A 21,093-nucleotide genomic window follows, 5' to 3' on the forward strand; every position below is an offset into this window, starting at 1 on the left:
AGCCTAGACCCAAATCTAGGCTCATATTCAATCACTGAAATTTCTCTTTGTTGTTCAACATCTCTGCTTTAATATCTTGATAGTCTTTTCCAAGAAGAATCAAAACTGAAATTGTTTTCTCTGCTTTTACAACTTTACGTAAATCTTCTGTGGTCAAATAATCACGTAACAAATCATTTTTCTCAAGTTCATATAATTCTTTCATTTGCTTTGCACTCATATCAAAAATAGTTTTGTAAACTAAATTTGTAAATGTGGAATACTCAAAACCCTTTTTGAGAAGTCCTTGGTAAAAGTCCTTAATTGCATCTGTCAACTGTCGTCGTTCACGCTTAGAAATTTCACGCTCAACAGCCCATAGTTTTTGTTCCTTATCTGAAACTTCCTCTACATTTAATAAGTAACTACGTACTGACTTTGCAACTTCTGAATCCGCCAATAACATTCCTAGTCGTAGTAGTCCTCTGCGGTTTAAAAGTTGCAGTGAAGGAGCTGTTTTGATGTCTGGTGCATTCTGCACTAGAGCTTTAAACTCCTTGAGTGCCTTGCCTTTCAACATTCTGATTTCTTCATAGTCATTAAATTCATCACGATGACGCTTAACCATTGACCGAACAGTTTCAAGTGGAACTTCATAATAGTTGGCAGCCATTTGAATTGTTACGTCCATTGTGTTAGACATCTCTGGAATTGCTTTAATCTTTGTTAAGACATCCTCACGAAAAACATGTTGATCACGCATTGTCTTACTTTCAATTAAAACCATTTCGTTAGAATCATTTACTTCTGCTTCTATTTGATCCTGTTTCTTATTTTTCTCATCTTGATCTTGTTTCTTCATTTCATCCTCTCCCTCAACTTTAATTTATTTATTTTATTAACACAATTTCTGTGTATAATACATGTTGTATACAGACTTTAAAATTCTCTTACATTTGATAACTTATAACTCCCATTGGTCACTAAGTCTTCCCAAACATCTTCCCATTTCTCGTCTTGATCAGAAAGAATATACGTTTCAATTCTACATGAATCTGCTATTCTTACAAATACATACACCTTCATGATAGCTCTCCCTTTAATTATTTAATTTATTTTTATACTCATTAAACAATGACTCACAATTAATATCTACAGCTAATCTCATGATGTCTAAATAGTCTTCTTTACTTAACTTTATTTCTCTAGGTGATAAATCTCTAATATGTACATCTTGAACAGAATTATATTTCATTTCAGGATAAATCGTAGTTGGATCAACATAATTAATTGTGTCAAAATGTACTGTAGCAGTTTCATTTTTCATGAGGACAATTTTACCTTCCAACTCAGACTTGCCTTTTACATTAACATAAGTAACACGTTCTCCAACTTTCATTTTTCGTTCCTCCTTAAATTATCCAGCTCGACTTTAGCACTCTGTTACCCCACATCAAAAATGATAATCTTAAAATGATTTTTACTTTTTATAATTTTTTATTTAAGTTTCAAAAAAGTCCAGCTCTATTTGTACCTTCTGTTACCCCGTGCAGAAATTCGTAAATGTGTTTTGATTTCCAGTCTAAAACTTTTTTCATTTAATTTTAAAATTCTTTGGTTCGCTATACCCTCGCTGTTACCTCGGACGAAAAATAGCAAATGTGTTTTAATTTTCTAAAAAATTTTCCCCCCAAAAAAATAATTTTCAAAAAAGTCTCGGTCTATCATACCCGTTCTGTTACCCCACACAGAAAATGAGAAACCTGTTTTGATTTCTAGTTATCTATTATCCGAAAAACAATTTTAAAATTTATCATCTTTTATAACTCTCATTGTTTATATATCATATTCTTTACAGCTCATACTAGTTACAAAAAGAACTCGTAAATTAAGCTGCTCCATTTCCTTTATATGAAGCGTTCATACTCTCCTTAATGGTTTAGTATTCAAAAGTATAAACGCTTCTATTTGATAGGTTTAAGAGGTTAATTTCAACAACTCATCAGTATTTACAAGATAGTATGCTTTATTTTGCATTACTTTACTATACGACTGTTCACCTTCAAATTGATCAATAATTTCTTTTTCTTCTGCTGACATATTTTTATAACTAGTTTTTCCGTATGATGGAGGCAACCAATTTTTCTTCTGCGATCCGAATAAATTAAACTTATGTAATAGCTCCATGTCTTTGAATTCAATATGACAAGTACCTTTTTTATAAAATGTTACATAGAAGTATTTTAATTCTATTTTCTTAGTTTCTTGATAATGCTCTGCCATTTTTAACTCATCTGTCAAATTAATGTCTTCAGTTAATCCACTATCTAAATAATTGAAAACTTTCTCAATATCCTTTAATTTATCTAATACTTTCCAGCTTGTCGGCTCATATTTTCCCCAAAACTCATTGTATCCATTCAAAGGAATGATAACTTTTTTATTAATTTTATATGATTTATTCGTCTTCCATCCGTTAAAAAGATGTACATTCTTTGAAGACTCATCATAATAGTGTTTGTGGCTGAACTCCTCAAATAAATTTAAAATTGTATCTTCTACGCCTTGAACCATTTCTTTACTGATTTCAATTCTTAGAGTGTAGATATTATACAAAGAGAAATCAAAGTCTTTTAACTCGTTTACATGTTCCATGTATTTCTGCTTTAAATTGCTTGTAAATAGTCCCATAAATTGCTCATTGCTAAATAATGCAGACCAATATTTTGAGCGTATTTGCTTAATATAAGCATTTTCAAGGCTGCTTCCCTCTTGATCTTCATACTCTAGAGATAATTTTAATACAGGGCTGCTGTTATCTTCGAAACCTCTTAACATTAGCGGTTTAAGGCTATTGTATTCATTTATCAATTTTAATCCTGCTTTAACTTCATGGTTGTATTGTTCAACAATTCCTTTTATGAAATCTGAATCAATCAGACTAGTACTTTCAAAATTAGAGCTTTCTTTATGCATTTCATCTTTCTTTAACTCATCTAAAATTACACTACTATATGAAGTTTTAGGAATGTCAATATACACTAATGCAGTTGACACATCTGTTTTTCTTTGTGCATTGGAAAAAGCATTGTCAATAAATTCTACTTCAGCATTATAATTTTCTAATTGTCTTACTAACTCTTTTCGTGTATTTGTATATGGATTTTTCAAAGTTTCGCTATTGATCAGCGCAACTATTTTACCTCCATTACTTTGCATCTTAATAGCTTTTAATAAATGTTTGTCGCCTTCTGAAAAGGGAAAATTAGCAATTATAGCATCATACTTTTTGAAAGTTTCGTAAGATAAAAAGTTATCATGTACAACTCTATAGTTTTTACCTTTTAATATATGAGAAAGATTTTCATCTAATTCAATAGTATCAATATCATGTTTATTAGTTCTGTGATAATTTTTAGTTAAATCAAATTTCTTCATAATTCCTTCAACTAAATCTCCAGCCCCTGCGCTCGGCTCTAAAACTGATTGTATTTTTCTAAAATCTACTTTACTTAACATTTTATGAATTAACGTAGAAGGTGTAGGATAGAAATCAGGATTATTATTGAACATGTGTGAAACCTCCTTGAGTGTTCAGGTTTTTTATTAAGCAGAAACCTGTTAAAACTGCTATTGTATTAAAGTTGTGGCTTATAAGTATTAATTACAGGCTTAATTCCTTGCTGTTCGAAGTAGCTCATAATCTCGTCATACTGTTTATTATCACAAGAACCATATTTACTTCTAGTTACTCTCATTCCGTTACTTTCTTCAACATGATTCAATACCGTGTCTGGTAGGCTATGCGATCCTTTATATACTAATAATGTAGAATAGAAGTATTTATAGTGTAGTTTTCGTTTTTTCTCTGGTGTAAAGGTTAACTTAACAGCGTTGTCATATTGTGCATATTTTGCAGGTACAGCTTCATCAAATGTTACTCTGCTAGTTACAATTGAACCCCAATCAGAAATATAGAATAATGTGACTTTTTCACCTTGCTGGATATCAGCATTTTTAAATTGTTCTTGTATTCCGTCAACTTCTGTTAATACTTTATACATGCAAACTTTTAAATCTTCTATCTCAATTTGTTGGATGATTCCTTTTGTTAACTTAATTTCATAATTAATTAATTTTTCTTTAAATGTTTCTCTATACTCTTTCCAGTTTTCATCTTTCCAAGTGTCAAAAATATTTAGTTCACTTATTACATCAGTTGAAATGTCTTCTAATACATCAGCTTGATGTTTTAATTCTGCAACCTCTTCATCACTCAATAATTGCTCATATTCGAATGTTTTTTCGATTGTTACATTATCCGTCAAGCCAACATAACGAGCGTATGAATACCCTTGAGCATCTACAATAAATTGTAATTCGTTATTAAAGTAAATCGCTACTCCTTTACGATTCCATTTTACAGTGCTTTTTTCTAGATCATCCATATTATAATAATCTGTCATAGAATTAAGTCTGTTATCATCTGTGTAGCTTCCGCCTGTTTCAGTTAAAAAGTCAAAGTCATTTAATAACATGTTAGAAAAGCTTTCCAATGATTCAAGATTGCTAAAGTGTACCTCTTTAGTTATTTTTACATTATCAAGTGAGTATCTACCCTTTTCAACTTCTTCAAAGTATTGCTCAATTGTATTATTTTTATTTAAGTCTGCGAATTCTGAGCCGATTGCAAAATATTGTTCGTTTTCGTCTAGGGATTTAACTTCAATACTGTTATAGATATTTTCAATAACTTTGTTTTCTTCTTCCTGTTGCTTTTTGAATTCAGCAGCTTCTAATTCTCTTTGTTTTTCCCACTCTTTAATTTCTTGCTGTCTTTTCTCATAATCAGCATTTTCTTTTTCTTCTAATTTAGAATCGAATGAAATCACATCTTTTTTAATTTCTTCAGTTACTTCTGTTTGTGAGTATTCCCAAGAAATTTCAACTCTTCCGTAAAAATTATAGCTACCAGCGTAATCAGTGTAAGGGTCTGCTGGATCATAGCAATGTCTATAAGCGTTTAAAAGAGTATTGCAATATTCTTTGATAGCGTTTAAATAAACTGAACCTTTTTCGTATGGACTAGATTTAATGTCACAGCTAATTTTTCCATAATACGGAACAGTCACAGAAAATTTACACTGTGGAAATCTTTTTCTAATATGAGCACGAATTTCTTTAGCAACTTCTTTACAGCCTTGATCTTTTGTATCTTGATTAATTTCTAACTCTTCCCATTGTACAGCGTTCCAAAGGTTAAAAGATTCTTTCTTTTTAGGTTGTGCTTTTTTAGTATGTAACTTAATTTCTTTAGGTGTCGTTTCTGTTTTAACTTCTTCAGTATTACCTGTTAAGCTGTTAGCAACTTGAAGAGCTTTTTCAGATTGTTTAGTGTACCAGCATTTTTTAAACCCTGACCAACGAAATTTATTAGCTTTCAATGTTTGTAAAACTTCTTGCTGAGGTTTAGATTCAAAGTATAATTCAATTCCGTTCAATTCTTCGTTTAATTTTAATACTGCTGTCATTTAAACCGACTCCCTTTTAATTAATTTTATTTAATTAAGTTTTTCTTAATTTGTTAACTTTATTATAGCATCTACTTTTTACTATTGCAACTATTTTATTAATTTATTTACTTTAATATTTAATAAAAAGTACATTTTATATAAACTCTGAGAGCCGTTAAGCTCTCATGATCTACTTGAAAGGATATAATGAAGAATGTTGTTGCTTTTCACAAGTGATAAAAGATCGCTATTGATTTCAATTTCATTTCTATCTATGTATCTATATAATTCGTTTACAACGTCTTTTTGTTCTGGAGTTGTTAGATCATACCAGCTTTCATCATACCCGTAAATTTCTTGAGTTAAACGATCTGATAAGATTGTCGCATTTTCTACATTTGTTAAACCTACAGTTAATTGAATAGTCATGGTTATAATCCCCTTTTATATTAATTTATTTTGTTTAACTTCTTAATTATCATTATAAAGGAAAAATTATCATTAATCAATAATTATTTTTATAATTGGTTAATTTTATTTAATGTATTTATACATTTATATATTCTTCCTTTCATAATAATCATTATGAACATCAAAAGGAGCTGATTAGATGTATAAAGAAGTAGAGGAGATCGAACGAAAACAAGCAATAGAAAGAAGAAAATTAAATTTGTTTGCGTGTGAGCAGTTTTTAAAAGCATTCTTTGAAATATATACACCAGATCATATTAAAGAATGCAAAATCAATGATGCCTTAGAAAATAAAACAACTACTTTTGCTATTCAATATGAATTTGACAGTAAAAGTATTAAAGATCATGAAGGCTTTACGATTGAGAAAATAGATGATAAGTATGTAATTAAATGCAGCTATCAGTTAAGAGGTATTATTGAAGGTTACACGATAAAGAAAACTAAGCTGTATAGAAAAATAAAAAAGAATTTTAACAAACGTGAATTTAAGTTTATTTTTAATGAAACTGATAACCCGTGGCATGAATTTAATAGAAGCGGAAAATATAAAGGAACGATTGAAATAGTCTTTTATGAAAAGTACGAAGAGGATATACCTAAATGGATTCAGCGGTTTTTTTAATCATTTGAGAGGTTAACTATGTTAGCCTCTTTTAGTGTGCTTAGAAGGCAAAATAAAAAAGCTGATCTAATGACCAGCTATGTACAATATCTGTATAAAGTTTACTTTTTATTGAAAGTTGTTATGTATTTTTCGAATTGGATAATTAAGTAAGAGCATCTACTTCAGCTTCTGCATCCTCTTCAGATAATCCGATTACCATTTTAACTGGATAACAACAAGATAATAAAACAGCTTTATTGTAACCTAATTCTTTAACCCAAGTTTGAAACATTTCATCTTTAGTTGATCCAATATTATTTTTCATTATAAATTCCTCCAATTTTTAATTAATTTATTTTATTAATCTTATTAAAAATTACCCTCTTTCACTTGCGTTAAAATCTCATTCAATACTGTTAATGATCCGTCTAAAAAATTCTTTTGGTCTACGTGCTCAATATCAAACTTCTCAATATCTGAAATCCGATCTTCTAACCATTTTTTAAACTTTTCGACATCCATTTTCTCACCTCCCTTCATTAATTCACTGTACATTGAAAAACCAATATTGACTGGTCTTATTCAACCTCTCCATCGTAACCCTCTAAATTTCTACTACCGCAACAAGGACAGAAGTTAGTTTCTCCACTTGATGTATAAGCTTTTATAACCTCTTCGCATTCTTCACATTGCAACACTGAGTCATTAGTTAATTCTACCATATTAAACACTCCTTTTAATTGATTATACAATGAGATAAAATTTTAAGAAACTTTCATTCTATTGAACGTTATTTTATAAGTACTTTTCTAAATTAATATTATCTTTATTCTCTTCAATGATCCTTTTACAAAGCTTTTTCCAAGCTTCTCCCCATTCCCTAGCCTCTTCTATTGCTTTTCTAAATGCTTCTAGCTCATCTTCAAAATCACTTATCTCATATTGTATATCATGTAAAGTATTACAAGCTTCCGTAAATCCTTCCTGTAAACTTTCTAATTCATTTTCATTATAATCAAAAGCTATAAATTTTGATGATTTTTCAATACTGCGAGATTTTTTAACTAATTTATCTATTCGAGAACATTGGTGCTCAGATGGTTCAGGTATTAAGAATAATTCTTCTGTTGTTTTAACTTCTAAATCTTTCTTTAATTGATCCAATGTAGTAAGGAAACTTTTGTTTTTAATTGATTCTATTTAGACACATCTCCTTTTAATTAATTTGTGTATTTTCTTCTTAATTTCATTATATGCCATAAGGAATAAAAATAAATCTATATTATTAATTAATTCACTTTAATCGTTCGACAATATTCGTGTAAAACTCTTCTTTTAAACAGAAATATTAATTTGTTATCATAAAGTACAACGGTAAAACTAGTGAAAAGACTCCCATAGAAATAAAGGCACTTGTAACCATTATCAGTCCTATTTCATTACTCTTTTTAAATAACAAGTAAGCTAATATGATTCCCACAAATGGAGAAGCTGCAATGATAACTATGTAGGATAAAAATTGCCATTCACTCATTTTTGAATCACTTCCTTTTAATTTTCTTTGATATATTTAAGAGCCTTTTGACAAAATGCAATCATTTCATTATCTTTGTTCATAGCTGCAAAAGTTTGAATACCTACTAATCTTGCTTCTAAATCAAGATCAAGAAAGCTATTTAAAAATTCAGATGGAATAACTTGTGAAGCTAATTCATTTACTTTAGTTGCGATTTCATTTGTCATATTGATTTCGATTTTCATTTTAATTTCCCCTTTTGATTAATTTATTTTTAATATAAAATCATTATTTCATTGAAAGATTAGATACTAACCTCAATGTCTCGAAAACTTACAGTGAACTTTCTTTTACCAATTTTAACTATTCCATTGTCGTAAAAATGATTGATACTTTCAAGCGTCCCAATTTCACCAGCTTTTTTCAAGCGTTTACCAGTAAATCCATAAACATCATTTACTAATTTAACTGTTTTGCCAACAATTCCATATGTTTGGTGTTTTTTAAGGTCTGAAAGTAAAGCTGTTTCTTCTACTTGCTCTACTTGTTCAGATTGAGTTGCTTCAATACCTTTCAACATTTTTAATTCTTCTAAACGGTTGTTAATACGGCTTTGAACGAATGACTTATCATCTTCAGTTTGAGCAACTTCTAAGCGACCTTTTAAAATTTCAATTTCCTTTTCAACTAATCCAATGTAGAAAGTAACCTCAGTATTTTTAGCCATTTTAACATATCCCCTTTAGAAAATTTATTTTGTTTTACTTCTTAATATTATTATATGCTATCCTCAACCTAATTACAACTATTATTTATAATTATTTTGTTTTTATTTTTAACTCATTTCACAACAGCATAACCAACAAGTGCAAAGAAAATCAATATACAAAGCAAGCTTAACTCATACATGTTATTCACTCCTTATTCATAAAAATCCTTGCTCACATAGCTTCCATCTTCACTCATAATACCGTCATTAACTTCAAATAGATTTCCATTATCATCATATATAACTGTTGCGCTGTCACCTTCCTCGAATTCAATACCATTGTAAACCTCATCAGATGTAAATGTAACACCGTTTGAGGCTAAATATTCACCAGTATCAATACTTTCAATAGTAACCTCTTTAACATTATAAGAAGTGTCTTTATTGCCTGTCACCGCTTCATAATTCTTATTAACTTCTTTCTTTAATTCTTCTGTACGTTTTTCTAATTCGTCAAAAGCTTTATCATTTTGTATCTCTTCTTCTGTTTGTTCCTCTTCTTCATCTGCTTGATATTCATTGACTGAGAAAACTAATTCTACACTTATAATACTGTCCATTTCATTGTTTTCAAAGTTAACTAAAACTGTATCACCTGTATTTAATTCCACATTATCTTTCACAAGCGATTGAGTGAAATAAATTTGTCCTTGTTCCATTGAAGTAGCGTATATTTCGTTGTTTTGTACGGAATCAATGGTGTATGTATATGAATAGCTTTCCTCTTCTGTAGCAGCATTTTGATCACTTTCAGACTCATTAGAAACGTCATTCGCTGAAATTTGTTCAGGTTCCTTTTCTTCTACTTTGCTTTCTTCTTTTTCTTGCTTCTCCACATGTTCTTTAGCCTTCTTACTTTCCTCAGCCATTGCAACATGAGTTGCTTTAGCTGGCTTAGTTGCTAAAGATTCGATGATTGATATTACAGAATTTACTGCACTGATTGAGAACACAATAACAATAATAGCAAGGATACTTGATACAGAATACTTAATTACTTTATTATGTTTGTGCTTATCAGAACGATTTTTAACAGGCATGTTAGCAGCTCCCTTTAAATACTTTATTTGTTAATTTCATTATAAAGGAAAAGAAACCAAAACACAAGATAAATATTTATAATTTGTTAATTTTTATTTATGTTTAGACAAATAAAAAAGACCAGTCAAAGGACTGATCATAATACTGTTAGTTAGACTTATTAATAATGTCTTGAATGATTTTTACATTATCTCTATTCTTTAAATACATTTCTTTAACTGTATCACTTAATTTTCTATACTTAACAATATTAATAATTTCTTTATCATACTCAACAGTAACTAGATCACCTTTAGAAACGTTTGCTTTAACTTTAAACTTAATCACTTCAGCTTTAACATTTGATACTAATTGAGCTGTTGCGATGTAATTACTATCTACACTTTTCACAACATACACATTATTTTCTTCTGCTTGACTAGTTGACACATTGAAAGTAAAAGCCATTGCAATAAGAGTTAAAACCGCTAATAATTTTTTCATTTTAATTTATCCCCTTTTTAATTAGAATTATTCATGATACTTTTAATAATTGGCTTATAACCGTCTACATTTAACAATTGTTTTCTTACTTTGCTACTTGCTTTATGGTGCTTAATGATATTGCCTGACTTATGATTATAATCTACAATTATAAAATCACCTCTCTTATAGCTATCCTTTATTTTAAAAGTTGCGGTTCCTGTCTCTACGTCTGAAACTAATTTACCTGTTGCCCATCCATTGCTATCTATATTTTGAATTAAATAATTATCTCTTGCTGTTGCCTTTTCTGCTGCTTGAGTAGGTAAATTACTATATGTAAGTGTGATTAATGCTAAGAATAAGATGATTAATAATTTTTTCATTTTGTTGTCTCCTTCATATTCTCAATACGATTAAGTAAATAAGTATCATGTTTCATTTCATCTATTTGACTTTGCATATAATCATTAGCCTTCTTATCTTCTATAGCTTGCTTAATTGGAATGTAAAGGCATAAAGTAAGACCAGCAATACAAACAGCTACCCATGTAAGCATAAACCTTTTAGAAAGCTTAATCATTTGACATCTCCTTTTAACTTTTATTTTACTCAGCTTCTACAATTTCAAAATGCTTGTGTAGGTTTTTAATTTGAATTGTGTATCTTCTATCTTTAGTCCAATAAGAAACTTCTGTTTTAGCAGGAATTTCACTTTCATTGTTGAAAGCTACGAGAAATCTTTTAATTGTCCACTCACCCTTTTTATGTTTGAAGCGGTATTTACTTTCCATTTGATCATAAATCTTTTCTAAATCAGCATGAGTGTTCAATCCTTTTAAATTCATCGTAATTCCTCCTATTTTTAAGAATACAATTCAATTATACAACACTTGGGAAATCTGTAAATTGGATATTTTAACGAGTTGTTACTTAATTAGTTCAACAAACTTTTGACCGCTTAACATTGTTCTTATTTGATATTTAACTTTATTATCTTTCAATACTTTAAGCGTGTTCTCTTCATCTTTAGTGCCTGAATACTTAAACATTTCACTTGTCATTAACAGGAACATGTTAGCAATTTCTAAGCTATCCTTAGTGAAATTTTCAATTGCAATTTGTTTTAGTTTTTCTCTCATTTTATTTCTCCCCTTTATTTTTATTCAAATAACTTTTAAAACATCGCTAACCATTTCTTTAGCCTTTTCAATTATTGAAAATGGAGCTTTAATATCATTGTCATTTTCTAAATCATCTTCAATTAGATATCTACCCTCATCCGTGATTCTATCCCAAACAAATGCATCAATTTCACCCGTAACAGCATCTTGAGCAACTTCTATAGTCCAGCTTCCATTTTTATAATTCAGCATGATTATATCTCCTTTATCGTTAATTTATTTACTTTAAAATAACTGTTTTATATCGATATCAATATGTTAAACCTGCTGTCATAACTGAAAATTTTTCATCTTCCATAGATTGAATGATATCATCAATTACATGATTTTGATTAAGCATTCCAAATTCGTAACGGAATTTTTTAGCCTTAAAACCTTTCAAAGCTACAGATACATAATCCTCATCCATTTCACCACGTTTGATAACCCATTTAAAATGACCTTCCATTAATGTTACCTTTTGATTCGGATAAAGGTCTAATAAAGTATTCTTTAATTGGATTTTCATGGTTATGATCCCCTTTTGCCTCTTTAGGCTTAAATTTTGTTTTCCTTTAACTTATCTTTATTATAATATATTCTATTCACTATTTCAAGTATTTATTATTAATTTGTTGACTTTTATTTTATTTTTTATGAAACGGCTTGAATTAACAAACCGCTTCACCGTATGCCTTTTTCATTACTTCATTTTCTAAACCTGATTCATGAATGTTATCAAGGATTTCACATTCCCACTCCTGCAAGCCGTTTATATGATCTTTTACAGCTCTGCTAGTGTCATTAGATTGGTGAGCTGCTTCTAATGAATTACGGCAATCTAGAAGCTCCTGAGCTAGTTCGTTAATTAATTTTTCATTATTATTTTTCATTGTATGTAATCCCCTTTCGTGTCTGTAACACGTTTTATTTGATACTTTGATTATACTAAATTATATGATGGATGTAAAGAATATATTCTTAATTTGTTCATTTTATTTTCGTGAGGGTAAATGCAAAAGAGAACCGTTACAAGTAACAGTCCTCTCATGAATAAAGATAAAGCTATATTTTGCGTACATCTTATTATAGAATGTGAATGATTATTGTGCAAGGTTATTTAATCCGTCTTTCATAATTGAGCGTTCTTTTCAATTATGATAAGGCGACTACTGAGCAGTTCCATCGCGAAGTTGTATCTCTCTTGAGCATAAGAAAGATAAATTGTAATGCACATAAAACTGTTAATAATGCACATAAATTGCACACGAATTAAAATAGATTTATGTGCAGCTTAAAGCCTGTTATATCAACGTTTATAGAAGATTGCACATAAAACACATAAATGATTTAACTTGAGAATGTATTTTTAAATTTTTTCTTCACCGAGTCAAAAGTTTTATGTGTTTCGTGTGCAAAGTGTCAAGAACCCTTTTATATCAACGTTTATCATGCACATAAATTGAAAATGTTTTATGTGCAATTCGTGTGATTAATGTGTAGTTTTATGTGCAACCTTTTTGAACTCTAATACATTTGTTGCTGTTTCTTGTGATTGTCTAATACCTATCCAACTTTCTGCATCACCTCTTTTAATTCTTTTACGTTGAAAATTAAACTTACTTTCAATTGCTTTGTTAAAATGTTTCTTGCCTAAATAGTTATGTATTTTGTTTTCAATGCAATAATTCTTATATGTATTATACAATTCGGAAACGTAAATATCTCCTTCACTATCTAACTCACAAGTATCATAGATAAATGATTGAATATCATCAGAATCATTCTTATATTCCTGTAGCATCCTATCTATTGTAGATGATTGTGTAAAGTCTCCATTCTTAATTAATCGCTGTAAACCTTGTAATGCTAAGTTTAACAATGCTGATAATGATTCATCTGTTGTTAATTTATTAATTAAATTTCTGTCTGCCTTATCTCCTTCAAACTTATTAGGAAAAGGAATGATAGTCCATCTTCTAAAGTATCCATCTGTAGTATCTCGTGATCTAGGAATTACATTAGATGAGAAAATAAGTTTCGCAAATGGATTATAATCAAATGAATCAATTCCTTTAAACTGTGCAGATAATACATCACCTGTTACAATACGTTTAAATGTTTCGGTTTCCTTTAATCCTTCATAAGATAAATCAGCACACACATTAATTGATTTCCTGTAAAGTTGAGCAGATTTAAATCTGTCTGTTTCTAATTCTTGTAATGTAACTGCTGAAGTATTCTTCATTCCTATTAAGTGCTTAATCAATTCAATTAACACAGACTTTCCGTTTGCTCCTGATCCTGTGAACATAAAAGCTTTCTCATACTTAGTTGATGGAATTAAACAATATCCAATCATCTCGAATATAATCGGAACACAATCATTAGGAACAATTGATTTAATAAAGTCTATTATAATTTGTTCATTAGCATCTTTATTATATGTAATTGGAAATTGAATTGTAGATATTCTTTCTTTGTTATGTGTATGTAGTTCTCCTGTTTCAATATGTATTAATCCGTTCTTTACATTTATGTATCCATCATATTTATTAAACTCATGCATACTATCTTCTGTTAATAAGCAGCTATTGATTATGTAGTCTAATGTTTTCATTCTGCTTGTTTTAGAATATCTTTCAGCTAATATCTGCGTGATAATACTATTGATAAATGTTTCTGCATCTGAATGATAATAACCGTTATTGTAATACCAAGCAGTAGAACCATCTCCAAAGATATTATATTCTTCTATAAGAGTGTTACCAAGTTTAATATAATCAAGCTTAAGGTTTCCTCCTTCCTCTTTCCAAAAGTTATCTAAAGATAAGTGTGATGGTAATTCCTTTTTAATACGTTTACTCATTATGCATTGTCCTCCTAATATTTATAATTGCCTAAATAACTGATTCATAATTAAATAACTAATATTACTTACTATTTAGATTCTTATTCTTGTAGTATTCATCAATAACATTCTTTACTTCTTCATTACGTGGATATAGCCAGAACCTTCTTCCATAGTTTGATATTGCTGTACAAATGAATCGAATGTCCTTATTACCTAATTGAATATGTAATTCTACATCGTAGCAAAAGAATAACATGTCTCTTGTTACATTCATTGAGTATTCACCTCTTAATTGATTATGATATTGGATATGTAGTTAAGTACTGCTAATGTTATTATAGTCTTATGTTATTCACTTCCTTTCTATTGTAATTGCTTGAGTATGTAATAGTGTAGCCTGTTATTAAGTACATCAAAGAAGCATAGTCTCTTGGCTACCTTCTTATAATACCATGAATACAATCATGTGTCTATAACTATTTATAATTGTTTAATTTTATTGTATGTCAATATGTTATGATTAGTATTCTTATTATGAATAGATGTAATGTGAATGATATGAGTAGATCAATAGATAGTACGTGTCATGTGTCGTATGCTTAGATGATCTGTTGTATCAGATGATTAGTAATAGATGAATAGTGTTAAGCTTATTAGTGTTAAGACAATGAGTAGTATGTCTAGTGTCCTTGCCTTGTGCTATGCTGCATGTAGTCTATGCCTGTGGTGTATGGTCATGTGCTTATAGTGTTAGGCATTAAGGATAAGGATGATACATATGAGCCATGATGATGTAAGTGTATTGATGATGTGATTAGTATTGTTATATGTGATGAGACAATGAGAAGGATAATGAATAGGTGTGATGTGCATAGGTGATATGAATATTATTTTTATTTTAAATTTGAAGGGAAAAATTGAGCAGAAAATTGGGTAAAAAATCGGTGAAAAATTGAGATAAAAAATGAGTGAGAAAATGATAATAGGATTTTGGTGATGTGAGTGAGAATATGTTATATAGATGAGAGTGTAAATTTACCCTATATAATAGAGAGAATAAATGTGAGGGAAATTGAGTGGATATAATATGATAAGGATTAGTTATGATTATGTGCGAGTGTGATAAGTATATATTATTATAGATGAGTGTGAGAATAGATGAGATGATACAATTATAAATATTGTGGATATGTGAGTAACATTGTGGATAAGATTTGGTTATATATGATGATAAGGAAAGGTTATAGTTATAAGGTGAATAGTGTGAGATGATGATAGAGTGATAAGAATTGGTTATAGAGTACATCGCTTCAAATTTACTTGTTACCCTCGATGACTGCCTATGAATGTAAAACATGCGTCAAAATTTTGTTTTCAATTTAAATTTTTAAAAATTCGTTTTCTGAAAATGAAAAGTGTGAATTCTCATATTAGATCATTAGCTGCTATCCCCGTATATAGGTATGGAATGGAACATAAAAGTATGGAATCCCTATTCCATTTGGTTTGTGAGGCTTTTTTAGGGTAAGTGGGGGCTAGGAAAACATCGTGAGAGGGCTTATTTATGGAAGAATTTGCCACAGCACATAGGAACACGCAATAGGGTTAAAAATCTATCGATGACAGAAATTTACATCGAAAATAACCAAAATGTTATCGAAAAGTTATCGTTCAGCCCCTATAAATACTGACTTTCTTAATCTGAATTTTATCCTATTCTCACTAAAAACACCTCTCAGCCCTTGCTACTACTGGCTTAAACGATAAAACAGCACAAAAAGGACAGTTAAATACTCCATAAACGCCTTTATTACAACGTTTTAAGAATACCAACCATCCTTTTTACGATAACAATTTTTTATCATACCGATATCATTAATTTTAACTGCATTTAACTTACGAATACCTATATAATGGGCTTTACTATCGCTAAACGATGACAATTCATAAAAAAAGATCATAAGCAAGTCGCTTACAATCCTAAAAAAATAAGCAAAATAAAAAGTAAGCACATAATTGTACTTACTCTCATTTGAAATCAGCTATATTTAATTTACCATTTTCTATTCTATATGTTTTCATCTCCACATATTTCAATGACTCTAATGCTAACTTTATTTTATCTCTATAAGCTGGAGTAATAGTTATCATTCTTGGATCACCTAGTATTTGAGTTGGATAATAAGCGCTTTGGAATATTAAATCCTTACAGTCATCTACAACCTTAACTTCAATAATACATAAACGTCCTGTTTTATCTCTGGCTAATATATCTATTATACCGTCTTTCACTTCTAACTGATTAGCAACATAAGTCATTCCTTCCTCAACTAAATGGATTTCCTTAATAATCATCTCCTCTAAATGCTTTTCATTTAACTTATTCTGCATCTCAATAATTTTCTCTGACCTGCTTTGTGTAAGAATAGCGTTAGTTGGAATTAAAGGTATTAGTTCTTCACTTGAATTATCACGTTTGATCTTCTCTATATCGACAATTTTTAATTCTTTTAATTTATTTGCATATTTAGTAATTAAGTTTTTGTTTACCCCAATTTTCTTGCTCATGGTTCTGTGACTTAAATACGTTTTATTTGATATCTCTTGTTTCTTAGATACAAAATCAATGTAACTATACATCCTTACTCCTTTAGGATCAGTTAGAGATAAAACCTCTTGAAACTTCAATATGTCAATTTCATAATCTGAATTCTCCAATTCTAAAGAAAATGCATCTGTAATTTTAATATGTAACATTCCATTCCTAGAAAGTGTATCTGGTGATTTTTCAATTATGCCGTTATCTTTCAAGTTATCTAAGTTATTCTTTAATGTAGAATTCGTTTTAATCCTGCACATTGACTTCAGTTTCTGGTGATCAATTGTAAAGTCATTTTCACCTCCTAACTCCTCTCTAATCTGAAGAAAAGCCACTGTCAGTAAGAAACCTTCATTCGTCAATGAATACTCTTCTGTAGAAATAATACTTGAATTGATTTTTAAATTCATAAACATACCTCCATTTATTAATTATTATACTTTAAATAAAAACTTGTTTTAACTCCTTTCTTTGTGATAAACTAATAATATCATAGTGACGTCACTTTTGTAAACAAAAAATTTCAATTTATTAGGAGGAGTAACATGACTATTAGTAAAAACAATACTCGTACACCGTTAACAATTGACAAAGAATTTAAGAAAAAACTAGAAGAAATAGCATTAGAAGAAAATAGGAGTCTAAACAATTTGGTTGTAACAATTTTACAGGATTACGTTAAAAACAGAGAAAGCTAATCTTCCTAAATAGGGAGATTTTTTTGTGTCAAAATATAGCCAAAAACCTCTAAGTTCTGAATATGCAGTTTACAAGATATTTCATGCAGTATTGGAGTTCTAAAAATGCAGTATTGGAGTTCTATGTATGCTGTAAAAGTAGAACCGTATATAATAATCTTAAAGATATAATATATAAGATACATTAATATACAGTATTTAAAAAACCGCCAAACCAAAAATCGGCTTGACGTTTTTATATCCATTCATCTCTAATTCTATAATGGTTATTATACTTATCATAAAGTAATTCATCTTCTTCATCATATTCATTATCGTGTTTTAATTTATGTTTCTCTATCTTAATCATCTTATTCTTTTTAAGTAGGCTATTCGCATCGCTAATTGTTTCTCTTCCCATCTTCAAACGTTTAGTCAGAGTCTCATATCCAACAAAACAATAACTTCTATCATTCTTCTTATCTTTTAAATTAATATGACTCTTATAATAAAACATCAATCTAAATGAGTGTTCGTTTATTTCTTCTGCCTTATCAAATATATTTGCATTAAGCTGTGTAAATTGCTTACTCTCTTTTATCTTATCTGCGTTAATTATAATCTGTAATGGACTCCTTTTAGGGAATCTGTTTATCTTATTCCTAATCAATCCTAAGTTATGTAAATTACCTAATCTTTTCTTTAGTGTTCTGGTATCAGAAATGCAAAGTGAATACATTAACCTCCTATGGTCAATCTCTAACTCCTCTTTTTGATAATTCCTAAAGTATAAGAAGCATAACCTTGCATATAACTGGAACTCTTGATTACTTATGTAGATATTTTCATTCCTCACTATGTCTGTTGGTACTCGAACATAAACTTTCTTGCCCATCTCATCATCCCTTCTTACCTCAAATTTGTAATAAATAGATTAGAAACTAAATAACTTCCCTTACTAATAGTATAAAACCATTCAGATGTTTATTCAATAATTATTTATAATTTATTTACTATTAAAATAAGCCACTTTATTTAAAAAGTGACTCATCAACCATCTTTCCATTTAGCTATTTCCTCTTCAGATGCTGTAATCTCCCTTCCTTTGGCTCCTTTTGTTAAAAATCCTTCGGCTTCTAGCTCATTTAATAACTCTGTGACATTCTTATCTCTCGTTTTCATCTCTTTAGCTAGTTCCTTTACTTTCGTAGTGTCCAATGAAACAATCAGACGCTTCAATTTATCAATTTCTGACTCCTCTTCAACTAAAATCGGATAGTTTAGCTTAGGAAATGTCTTGTAATGCTCTCTTAAACGGTTAAATACGGCTTCTTCGTCCTCATCTACCTCTAAAGCAATGGTAGGAGATTGAAAACGAATGAATTCTTTCGTCTGTCCATCATATCTAATAACCCCATCACCCTTACCAATAAGCCTATAGGGTATATTTTTACCGAATACAGTTCCATAATCAGTGCTACTTTGTAAACTGAAAGAAATTCTTGAGGGAATATTAGCTTTTATCAGTCCAGTAATAACATCTACTGATGGTCTTTGAGTAGCAATGACTAAATGAATGCCACAACCTCTCGCCTTCTGACCTAAACGCTGAATATGTTCGTCAACATTAGGGAATTGAACCATTAAATCAGCCATTTCATCAATCACAAGGACAATATAAGGCATTTTATTAGCGGATTTAGCATTATAACTACTAATATTTCTACATCCAGCATCGGAAAACACATCATATCTCTTATCCATTTCAATTGTTAGTGAGTAAAGGAGTCTGTCTGCCTCTTTCATGTCTGTAATTATCTCTTGTACGTGCGGAATTCCTTTGAACATATTCAGTTCAACCTTTTTAGGGTCAACAAGATACAGTAAAAGCTCATTAGGATCATTGAAAAGTATTAAAGTTATTAACAATGCTGTAAGGAAAACAGATTTGCCCGATCCAGTCTGACCAGTAACCATAAGGTGGGGGGATGTTGTTAAACATTTCATAATAAGTTCGTTATTCATATCAATACCTGCTACAAATGGCAACTTATTTTCTTTCGCAAACTCTAAAAACTCTTCATTTTCAAGTAAACTTCGTAAATAAATCACATCACGCTTCTCACAAGGTATGGAGAATGAAACTGTATCTGGTTCTTCTCCCTGCTCAATAGATAAACCATCAACTCCTAACGCAGCTTGAATATTTTTGTAGCTATTTTCTATTTGAGTATATTTAACTCCTTTCGGAATAGGTAGAAGGATTCTTTGTACAGTTGCTCCACGTTCTTCTTTCTTAACGCTTACCTTTTGATCCTTAATTATACTAACCTTCTTCAACGCACCAATGATTTCTTTACCGTATTGATGTTCAATCTCGTGTTTCGTAGTGTTTCCTTTGAATAATAAGCCAAGTGGAGCTGTGTAGTTTAGATTTTCGGTTAATTTAGGTGGAGTATAGTTGATGATTTCTTTGACTTCTTCTTTTCTCTCCTGTAAGCCAGTAATTTGATTAAAGATACAAAGTAATTCTTGTTGGGAGAGTAATTGGTCTTGACTTGCAGGTGATAGTTTTCTTTCTAATAAATTATTAACAAAATTCACCTTAGAATTGACCTCAATCATTTCGAAGTGATTGAAGTAAGTTGCTTCGTTTAAAATTTCTTTTAATTCGTTAATTACATTCTTATCTTCTCTGCCTGAATAATTGAGCAACATTACTCTAAACTCAAATCTGAATCCCTGATCTAATATCTTATCTTCAACTTCGGCTATATGGTCACGTCTCTTTCTGCTTCCGTCAATCTTAGTTAATACGTTTAATGTTTTATTTTGTACCTTGCGGATAAGTCTGCTATCAGAAGGATAATCATTGCCATCTAAATAAGAATCATATTGACTGATTGCTGTATCTCTCCATTCATCTAAACGCTTAGTAAATAGTAATTGAGTAAATATGTGAGTATCTTTTGTGGCTATTAAGTTAATATCTTCTATAAGGCTTAAAGCTTCCTTTGTGTAAAGTGGTAGAAAAGAAGGCATAGCTAGGGGGATACTATAACATGTAATATTCTGTTTATCCTCCTTATCCCAAAACCATTGTTTAGCAGATTCTCTACCTAGATGGATACGTTCAAGGGAGGGGGTTATCACAAATCTCTGTTGTTCATTGGCTGTAGATAGTTGTTCTATTCCATAGATACCTTCTCCAAGATAAGGAGATGAAAAGATTTCTGTAAGATTAAATTTATCGACTTCTTGAATAATGCTCATATTGTTTTCAATTGGTGTTCGGTTGATTTTATTTTTAATCACGTTTAGAAGCAATTTTACGCAACTCCTTTGTAGTAAAAATTGAATTAGCAACCAATACCGTTAAATTACAAACCACAACAATTAGATTTAATACTAACACTGTATCAATACCTGCCATCTCAATCAC

The 21,093-nt window shown here is 29.9% G+C and carries 29 protein-coding genes; 2 read left to right on the forward strand and 27 right to left on the reverse strand.

Annotated elements, in window-relative coordinates:
• Window positions 1–31 precede the first annotated feature (31 nt).
• The 6 genes from WKH56_RS20630 to WKH56_RS20655 all read right to left on the reverse strand — a co-directional run bounded on the left by WKH56_RS20630 (window position 32) and on the right by WKH56_RS20655 (window position 5,921).
• Window positions 32–841 (reverse strand): hypothetical protein, encoded by an 810-nt coding sequence (locus WKH56_RS20630; RefSeq protein ID WP_342836511.1) that lies wholly within the window; start codon window positions 839–841, stop codon window positions 32–34.
• A gap of 77 nt (window positions 842–918) precedes the next feature.
• Window positions 919–1,065 (reverse strand): hypothetical protein, encoded by a 147-nt coding sequence (locus WKH56_RS20635; RefSeq protein ID WP_342836513.1) that lies wholly within the window; start codon window positions 1,063–1,065, stop codon window positions 919–921.
• A 13-nt stretch (window positions 1,066–1,078) separates the two neighbouring features.
• Entirely contained in the window at window positions 1,079–1,378 is a 300-nt protein-coding gene (locus WKH56_RS20640) for a hypothetical protein (RefSeq protein ID WP_342836515.1), read from the reverse strand.
• Between the two features lie 578 nt (window positions 1,379–1,956).
• The gene (locus tag WKH56_RS20645) at window positions 1,957–3,552 is read right to left on the reverse strand and encodes a DUF4942 domain-containing protein (RefSeq protein ID WP_342836517.1); all 1,596 of its coding nucleotides are present in this window, start codon (window positions 3,550–3,552) and stop codon (window positions 1,957–1,959) included.
• A 65-nt stretch (window positions 3,553–3,617) separates the two neighbouring features.
• Window positions 3,618–5,510, reverse strand: coding sequence for an LPD29 domain-containing protein (locus WKH56_RS20650; RefSeq protein WP_342836519.1), 1,893 nt, complete (start codon window positions 5,508–5,510; stop codon window positions 3,618–3,620).
• A gap of 165 nt (window positions 5,511–5,675) precedes the next feature.
• A complete protein-coding gene (locus tag WKH56_RS20655) occupies window positions 5,676–5,921 on the reverse strand; it encodes a hypothetical protein (protein ID WP_342836521.1) in 246 nt (81 codons plus the stop codon).
• Window positions 5,922–6,102: 181 nt separating this feature from the next.
• Here WKH56_RS20655 and WKH56_RS20660 point away from each other — a divergent pair, with 181 nt between their 5' ends.
• Window positions 6,103–6,588 (forward strand): hypothetical protein, encoded by a 486-nt coding sequence (locus WKH56_RS20660; protein WP_342836523.1) that lies wholly within the window; start codon window positions 6,103–6,105, stop codon window positions 6,586–6,588.
• A 145-nt stretch (window positions 6,589–6,733) separates the two neighbouring features.
• Here WKH56_RS20660 and WKH56_RS20665 read toward each other — a convergent pair whose 3' ends face one another.
• The 18 genes from WKH56_RS20665 to WKH56_RS20750 all read right to left on the reverse strand — a co-directional run bounded on the left by WKH56_RS20665 (window position 6,734) and on the right by WKH56_RS20750 (window position 17,384).
• Entirely contained in the window at window positions 6,734–6,895 is a 162-nt protein-coding gene (locus tag WKH56_RS20665; RefSeq protein WP_342836525.1) for a hypothetical protein, read from the reverse strand.
• 44 nt (window positions 6,896–6,939) lie between these two features.
• Window positions 6,940–7,092: a hypothetical protein gene (locus WKH56_RS20670; RefSeq protein ID WP_342836527.1), complete on the reverse strand. Its 153-nt coding sequence runs from the start codon at window positions 7,090–7,092 to the stop codon at window positions 6,940–6,942.
• A 56-nt stretch (window positions 7,093–7,148) separates the two neighbouring features.
• A complete protein-coding gene (locus WKH56_RS20675) occupies window positions 7,149–7,292 on the reverse strand; it encodes a hypothetical protein (protein ID WP_342836529.1) in 144 nt (47 codons plus the stop codon).
• A 73-nt stretch (window positions 7,293–7,365) separates the two neighbouring features.
• A complete protein-coding gene (locus tag WKH56_RS20680; RefSeq protein WP_342836531.1) occupies window positions 7,366–7,734 on the reverse strand; it encodes a hypothetical protein in 369 nt (122 codons plus the stop codon).
• A gap of 184 nt (window positions 7,735–7,918) precedes the next feature.
• Entirely contained in the window at window positions 7,919–8,104 is a 186-nt protein-coding gene (locus WKH56_RS20685; protein WP_342836533.1) for a hypothetical protein, read from the reverse strand.
• A 17-nt stretch (window positions 8,105–8,121) separates the two neighbouring features.
• Window positions 8,122–8,331 carry a hypothetical protein gene (locus WKH56_RS20690; RefSeq protein WP_342836535.1) on the reverse strand — a complete coding sequence of 70 codons (210 nt, stop codon included), beginning with the start codon at window positions 8,329–8,331 and terminating at the stop codon, window positions 8,122–8,124.
• A gap of 59 nt (window positions 8,332–8,390) precedes the next feature.
• Entirely contained in the window at window positions 8,391–8,813 is a 423-nt protein-coding gene (locus tag WKH56_RS20695; RefSeq protein WP_342836537.1) for a hypothetical protein, read from the reverse strand.
• A gap of 194 nt (window positions 8,814–9,007) precedes the next feature.
• Window positions 9,008–9,895 carry a hypothetical protein gene (locus tag WKH56_RS20700; RefSeq protein WP_342836539.1) on the reverse strand — a complete coding sequence of 296 codons (888 nt, stop codon included), beginning with the start codon at window positions 9,893–9,895 and terminating at the stop codon, window positions 9,008–9,010.
• Between the two features lie 148 nt (window positions 9,896–10,043).
• On the reverse strand, window positions 10,044–10,379 hold the full coding sequence (locus WKH56_RS20705; protein ID WP_342836541.1) for a hypothetical protein: 336 nt from the start codon (window positions 10,377–10,379) through the stop codon (window positions 10,044–10,046).
• A gap of 17 nt (window positions 10,380–10,396) precedes the next feature.
• Window positions 10,397–10,744, reverse strand: a complete 348-nt coding sequence (locus WKH56_RS20710; protein WP_342836543.1) for a hypothetical protein — start codon at window positions 10,742–10,744, stop codon at window positions 10,397–10,399.
• The gene (locus WKH56_RS20715; protein WP_342836545.1) at window positions 10,741–10,941 is read right to left on the reverse strand and encodes a hypothetical protein; all 201 of its coding nucleotides are present in this window, start codon (window positions 10,939–10,941) and stop codon (window positions 10,741–10,743) included. Before WKH56_RS20715 ends, WKH56_RS20710 begins: the two co-directional genes overlap by 4 nt.
• Window positions 10,942–10,966: 25 nt before the next feature.
• Window positions 10,967–11,206 carry a hypothetical protein gene (locus WKH56_RS20720; protein WP_342836547.1) on the reverse strand — a complete coding sequence of 80 codons (240 nt, stop codon included), beginning with the start codon at window positions 11,204–11,206 and terminating at the stop codon, window positions 10,967–10,969.
• 81 nt (window positions 11,207–11,287) lie between these two features.
• On the reverse strand, window positions 11,288–11,500 hold the full coding sequence (locus WKH56_RS20725) for a hypothetical protein (RefSeq protein WP_342836548.1): 213 nt from the start codon (window positions 11,498–11,500) through the stop codon (window positions 11,288–11,290).
• Window positions 11,501–11,524: 24 nt separating this feature from the next.
• A complete protein-coding gene (locus WKH56_RS20730) occupies window positions 11,525–11,734 on the reverse strand; it encodes a hypothetical protein (protein ID WP_342836549.1) in 210 nt (69 codons plus the stop codon).
• A 58-nt stretch (window positions 11,735–11,792) separates the two neighbouring features.
• Complete coding sequence (locus WKH56_RS20735) at window positions 11,793–12,050, reverse strand: hypothetical protein (RefSeq protein ID WP_342836550.1); 258 nt, start codon at window positions 12,048–12,050, stop codon at window positions 11,793–11,795.
• A 142-nt stretch (window positions 12,051–12,192) separates the two neighbouring features.
• On the reverse strand, window positions 12,193–12,414 hold the full coding sequence (locus WKH56_RS20740; protein ID WP_342836552.1) for a hypothetical protein: 222 nt from the start codon (window positions 12,412–12,414) through the stop codon (window positions 12,193–12,195).
• Window positions 12,415–13,013: 599 nt separating this feature from the next.
• Window positions 13,014–14,390 carry a DNA primase family protein gene (locus WKH56_RS20745; RefSeq protein ID WP_342836554.1) on the reverse strand — a complete coding sequence of 459 codons (1,377 nt, stop codon included), beginning with the start codon at window positions 14,388–14,390 and terminating at the stop codon, window positions 13,014–13,016.
• A gap of 2,013 nt (window positions 14,391–16,403) precedes the next feature.
• Window positions 16,404–17,384 carry an endonuclease NucS domain-containing protein gene (locus tag WKH56_RS20750; RefSeq protein ID WP_342836556.1) on the reverse strand — a complete coding sequence of 327 codons (981 nt, stop codon included), beginning with the start codon at window positions 17,382–17,384 and terminating at the stop codon, window positions 16,404–16,406.
• A 135-nt stretch (window positions 17,385–17,519) separates the two neighbouring features.
• Between WKH56_RS20750 and WKH56_RS20755 the strand changes: the two genes are divergently transcribed.
• Complete coding sequence (locus WKH56_RS20755; protein WP_342836557.1) at window positions 17,520–17,672, forward strand: DNA-binding protein; 153 nt, start codon at window positions 17,520–17,522, stop codon at window positions 17,670–17,672.
• Between the two features lie 235 nt (window positions 17,673–17,907).
• Here WKH56_RS20755 and WKH56_RS20760 read toward each other — a convergent pair whose 3' ends face one another.
• The 3 genes from WKH56_RS20760 to WKH56_RS20770 form a co-directional block, all read right to left on the reverse strand.
• Window positions 17,908–18,546, reverse strand: coding sequence for a hypothetical protein (locus WKH56_RS20760; RefSeq protein ID WP_342836558.1), 639 nt, complete (start codon window positions 18,544–18,546; stop codon window positions 17,908–17,910).
• A 155-nt stretch (window positions 18,547–18,701) separates the two neighbouring features.
• Window positions 18,702–20,966, reverse strand: coding sequence for an FtsK/SpoIIIE domain-containing protein (locus tag WKH56_RS20765; RefSeq protein ID WP_342836559.1), 2,265 nt, complete (start codon window positions 20,964–20,966; stop codon window positions 18,702–18,704).
• Complete coding sequence (locus WKH56_RS20770; protein WP_342836560.1) at window positions 20,959–21,084, reverse strand: hypothetical protein; 126 nt, start codon at window positions 21,082–21,084, stop codon at window positions 20,959–20,961. The genes WKH56_RS20765 and WKH56_RS20770 overlap by 8 nt, the downstream gene beginning before the upstream one ends.
• Window positions 21,085–21,093 lie beyond the last annotated feature (9 nt).

The sequence above is a fragment of the Priestia sp. SB1 genome (assembly GCF_038898415.1).

Bases quoted from the DNA above. Each gene is read 5' to 3' on its own strand.
- WKH56_RS20630 (WP_342836511.1), bottom strand. From the start codon at position 841: ATGAAGAAACAAGATCAAGATGAGAAAAATAAGAAACAGGATCAAATA.
- WKH56_RS20635 (WP_342836513.1), bottom strand. From the start codon at position 1,065: ATGAAGGTGTATGTATTTGTAAGAATAGCAGATTCATGTAGAATTGAA.
- WKH56_RS20640 (WP_342836515.1), bottom strand. From the start codon at position 1,378: ATGAAAGTTGGAGAACGTGTTACTTATGTTAATGTAAAAGGCAAGTCT.
- WKH56_RS20645 (WP_342836517.1), bottom strand. From the start codon at position 3,552: ATGTTCAATAATAATCCTGATTTCTATCCTACACCTTCTACGTTAATT.
- WKH56_RS20650 (WP_342836519.1), bottom strand. From the start codon at position 5,510: ATGACAGCAGTATTAAAATTAAACGAAGAATTGAACGGAATTGAATTA.
- WKH56_RS20655 (WP_342836521.1), bottom strand. From the start codon at position 5,921: ATGACTATTCAATTAACTGTAGGTTTAACAAATGTAGAAAATGCGACA.
- WKH56_RS20660 (WP_342836523.1), top strand. From the start codon at position 6,103: ATGTATAAAGAAGTAGAGGAGATCGAACGAAAACAAGCAATAGAAAGA.
- WKH56_RS20665 (WP_342836525.1), bottom strand. From the start codon at position 6,895: ATGAAAAATAATATTGGATCAACTAAAGATGAAATGTTTCAAACTTGG.
- WKH56_RS20670 (WP_342836527.1), bottom strand. From the start codon at position 7,092: ATGGATGTCGAAAAGTTTAAAAAATGGTTAGAAGATCGGATTTCAGAT.
- WKH56_RS20675 (WP_342836529.1), bottom strand. From the start codon at position 7,292: ATGGTAGAATTAACTAATGACTCAGTGTTGCAATGTGAAGAATGCGAA.
- WKH56_RS20685 (WP_342836533.1), bottom strand. From the start codon at position 8,104: ATGAGTGAATGGCAATTTTTATCCTACATAGTTATCATTGCAGCTTCT.
- WKH56_RS20690 (WP_342836535.1), bottom strand. From the start codon at position 8,331: ATGAAAATCGAAATCAATATGACAAATGAAATCGCAACTAAAGTAAAT.
- WKH56_RS20695 (WP_342836537.1), bottom strand. From the start codon at position 8,813: ATGGCTAAAAATACTGAGGTTACTTTCTACATTGGATTAGTTGAAAAG.
- WKH56_RS20700 (WP_342836539.1), bottom strand. From the start codon at position 9,895: ATGCCTGTTAAAAATCGTTCTGATAAGCACAAACATAATAAAGTAATT.
- WKH56_RS20705 (WP_342836541.1), bottom strand. From the start codon at position 10,379: ATGAAAAAATTATTAGCGGTTTTAACTCTTATTGCAATGGCTTTTACT.
- WKH56_RS20710 (WP_342836543.1), bottom strand. From the start codon at position 10,744: ATGAAAAAATTATTAATCATCTTATTCTTAGCATTAATCACACTTACA.
- WKH56_RS20715 (WP_342836545.1), bottom strand. From the start codon at position 10,941: ATGATTAAGCTTTCTAAAAGGTTTATGCTTACATGGGTAGCTGTTTGT.
- WKH56_RS20720 (WP_342836547.1), bottom strand. From the start codon at position 11,206: ATGAATTTAAAAGGATTGAACACTCATGCTGATTTAGAAAAGATTTAT.
- WKH56_RS20725 (WP_342836548.1), bottom strand. From the start codon at position 11,500: ATGAGAGAAAAACTAAAACAAATTGCAATTGAAAATTTCACTAAGGAT.
- WKH56_RS20730 (WP_342836549.1), bottom strand. From the start codon at position 11,734: ATGCTGAATTATAAAAATGGAAGCTGGACTATAGAAGTTGCTCAAGAT.
- WKH56_RS20735 (WP_342836550.1), bottom strand. From the start codon at position 12,050: ATGAAAATCCAATTAAAGAATACTTTATTAGACCTTTATCCGAATCAA.
- WKH56_RS20740 (WP_342836552.1), bottom strand. From the start codon at position 12,414: ATGAAAAATAATAATGAAAAATTAATTAACGAACTAGCTCAGGAGCTT.
- WKH56_RS20745 (WP_342836554.1), bottom strand. From the start codon at position 14,390: ATGAGTAAACGTATTAAAAAGGAATTACCATCACACTTATCTTTAGAT.
- WKH56_RS20750 (WP_342836556.1), bottom strand. From the start codon at position 17,384: ATGAATTTAAAAATCAATTCAAGTATTATTTCTACAGAAGAGTATTCA.
- WKH56_RS20755 (WP_342836557.1), top strand. From the start codon at position 17,520: ATGACTATTAGTAAAAACAATACTCGTACACCGTTAACAATTGACAAA.
- WKH56_RS20760 (WP_342836558.1), bottom strand. From the start codon at position 18,546: ATGGGCAAGAAAGTTTATGTTCGAGTACCAACAGACATAGTGAGGAAT.
- WKH56_RS20770 (WP_342836560.1), bottom strand. From the start codon at position 21,084: ATGGCAGGTATTGATACAGTGTTAGTATTAAATCTAATTGTTGTGGTT.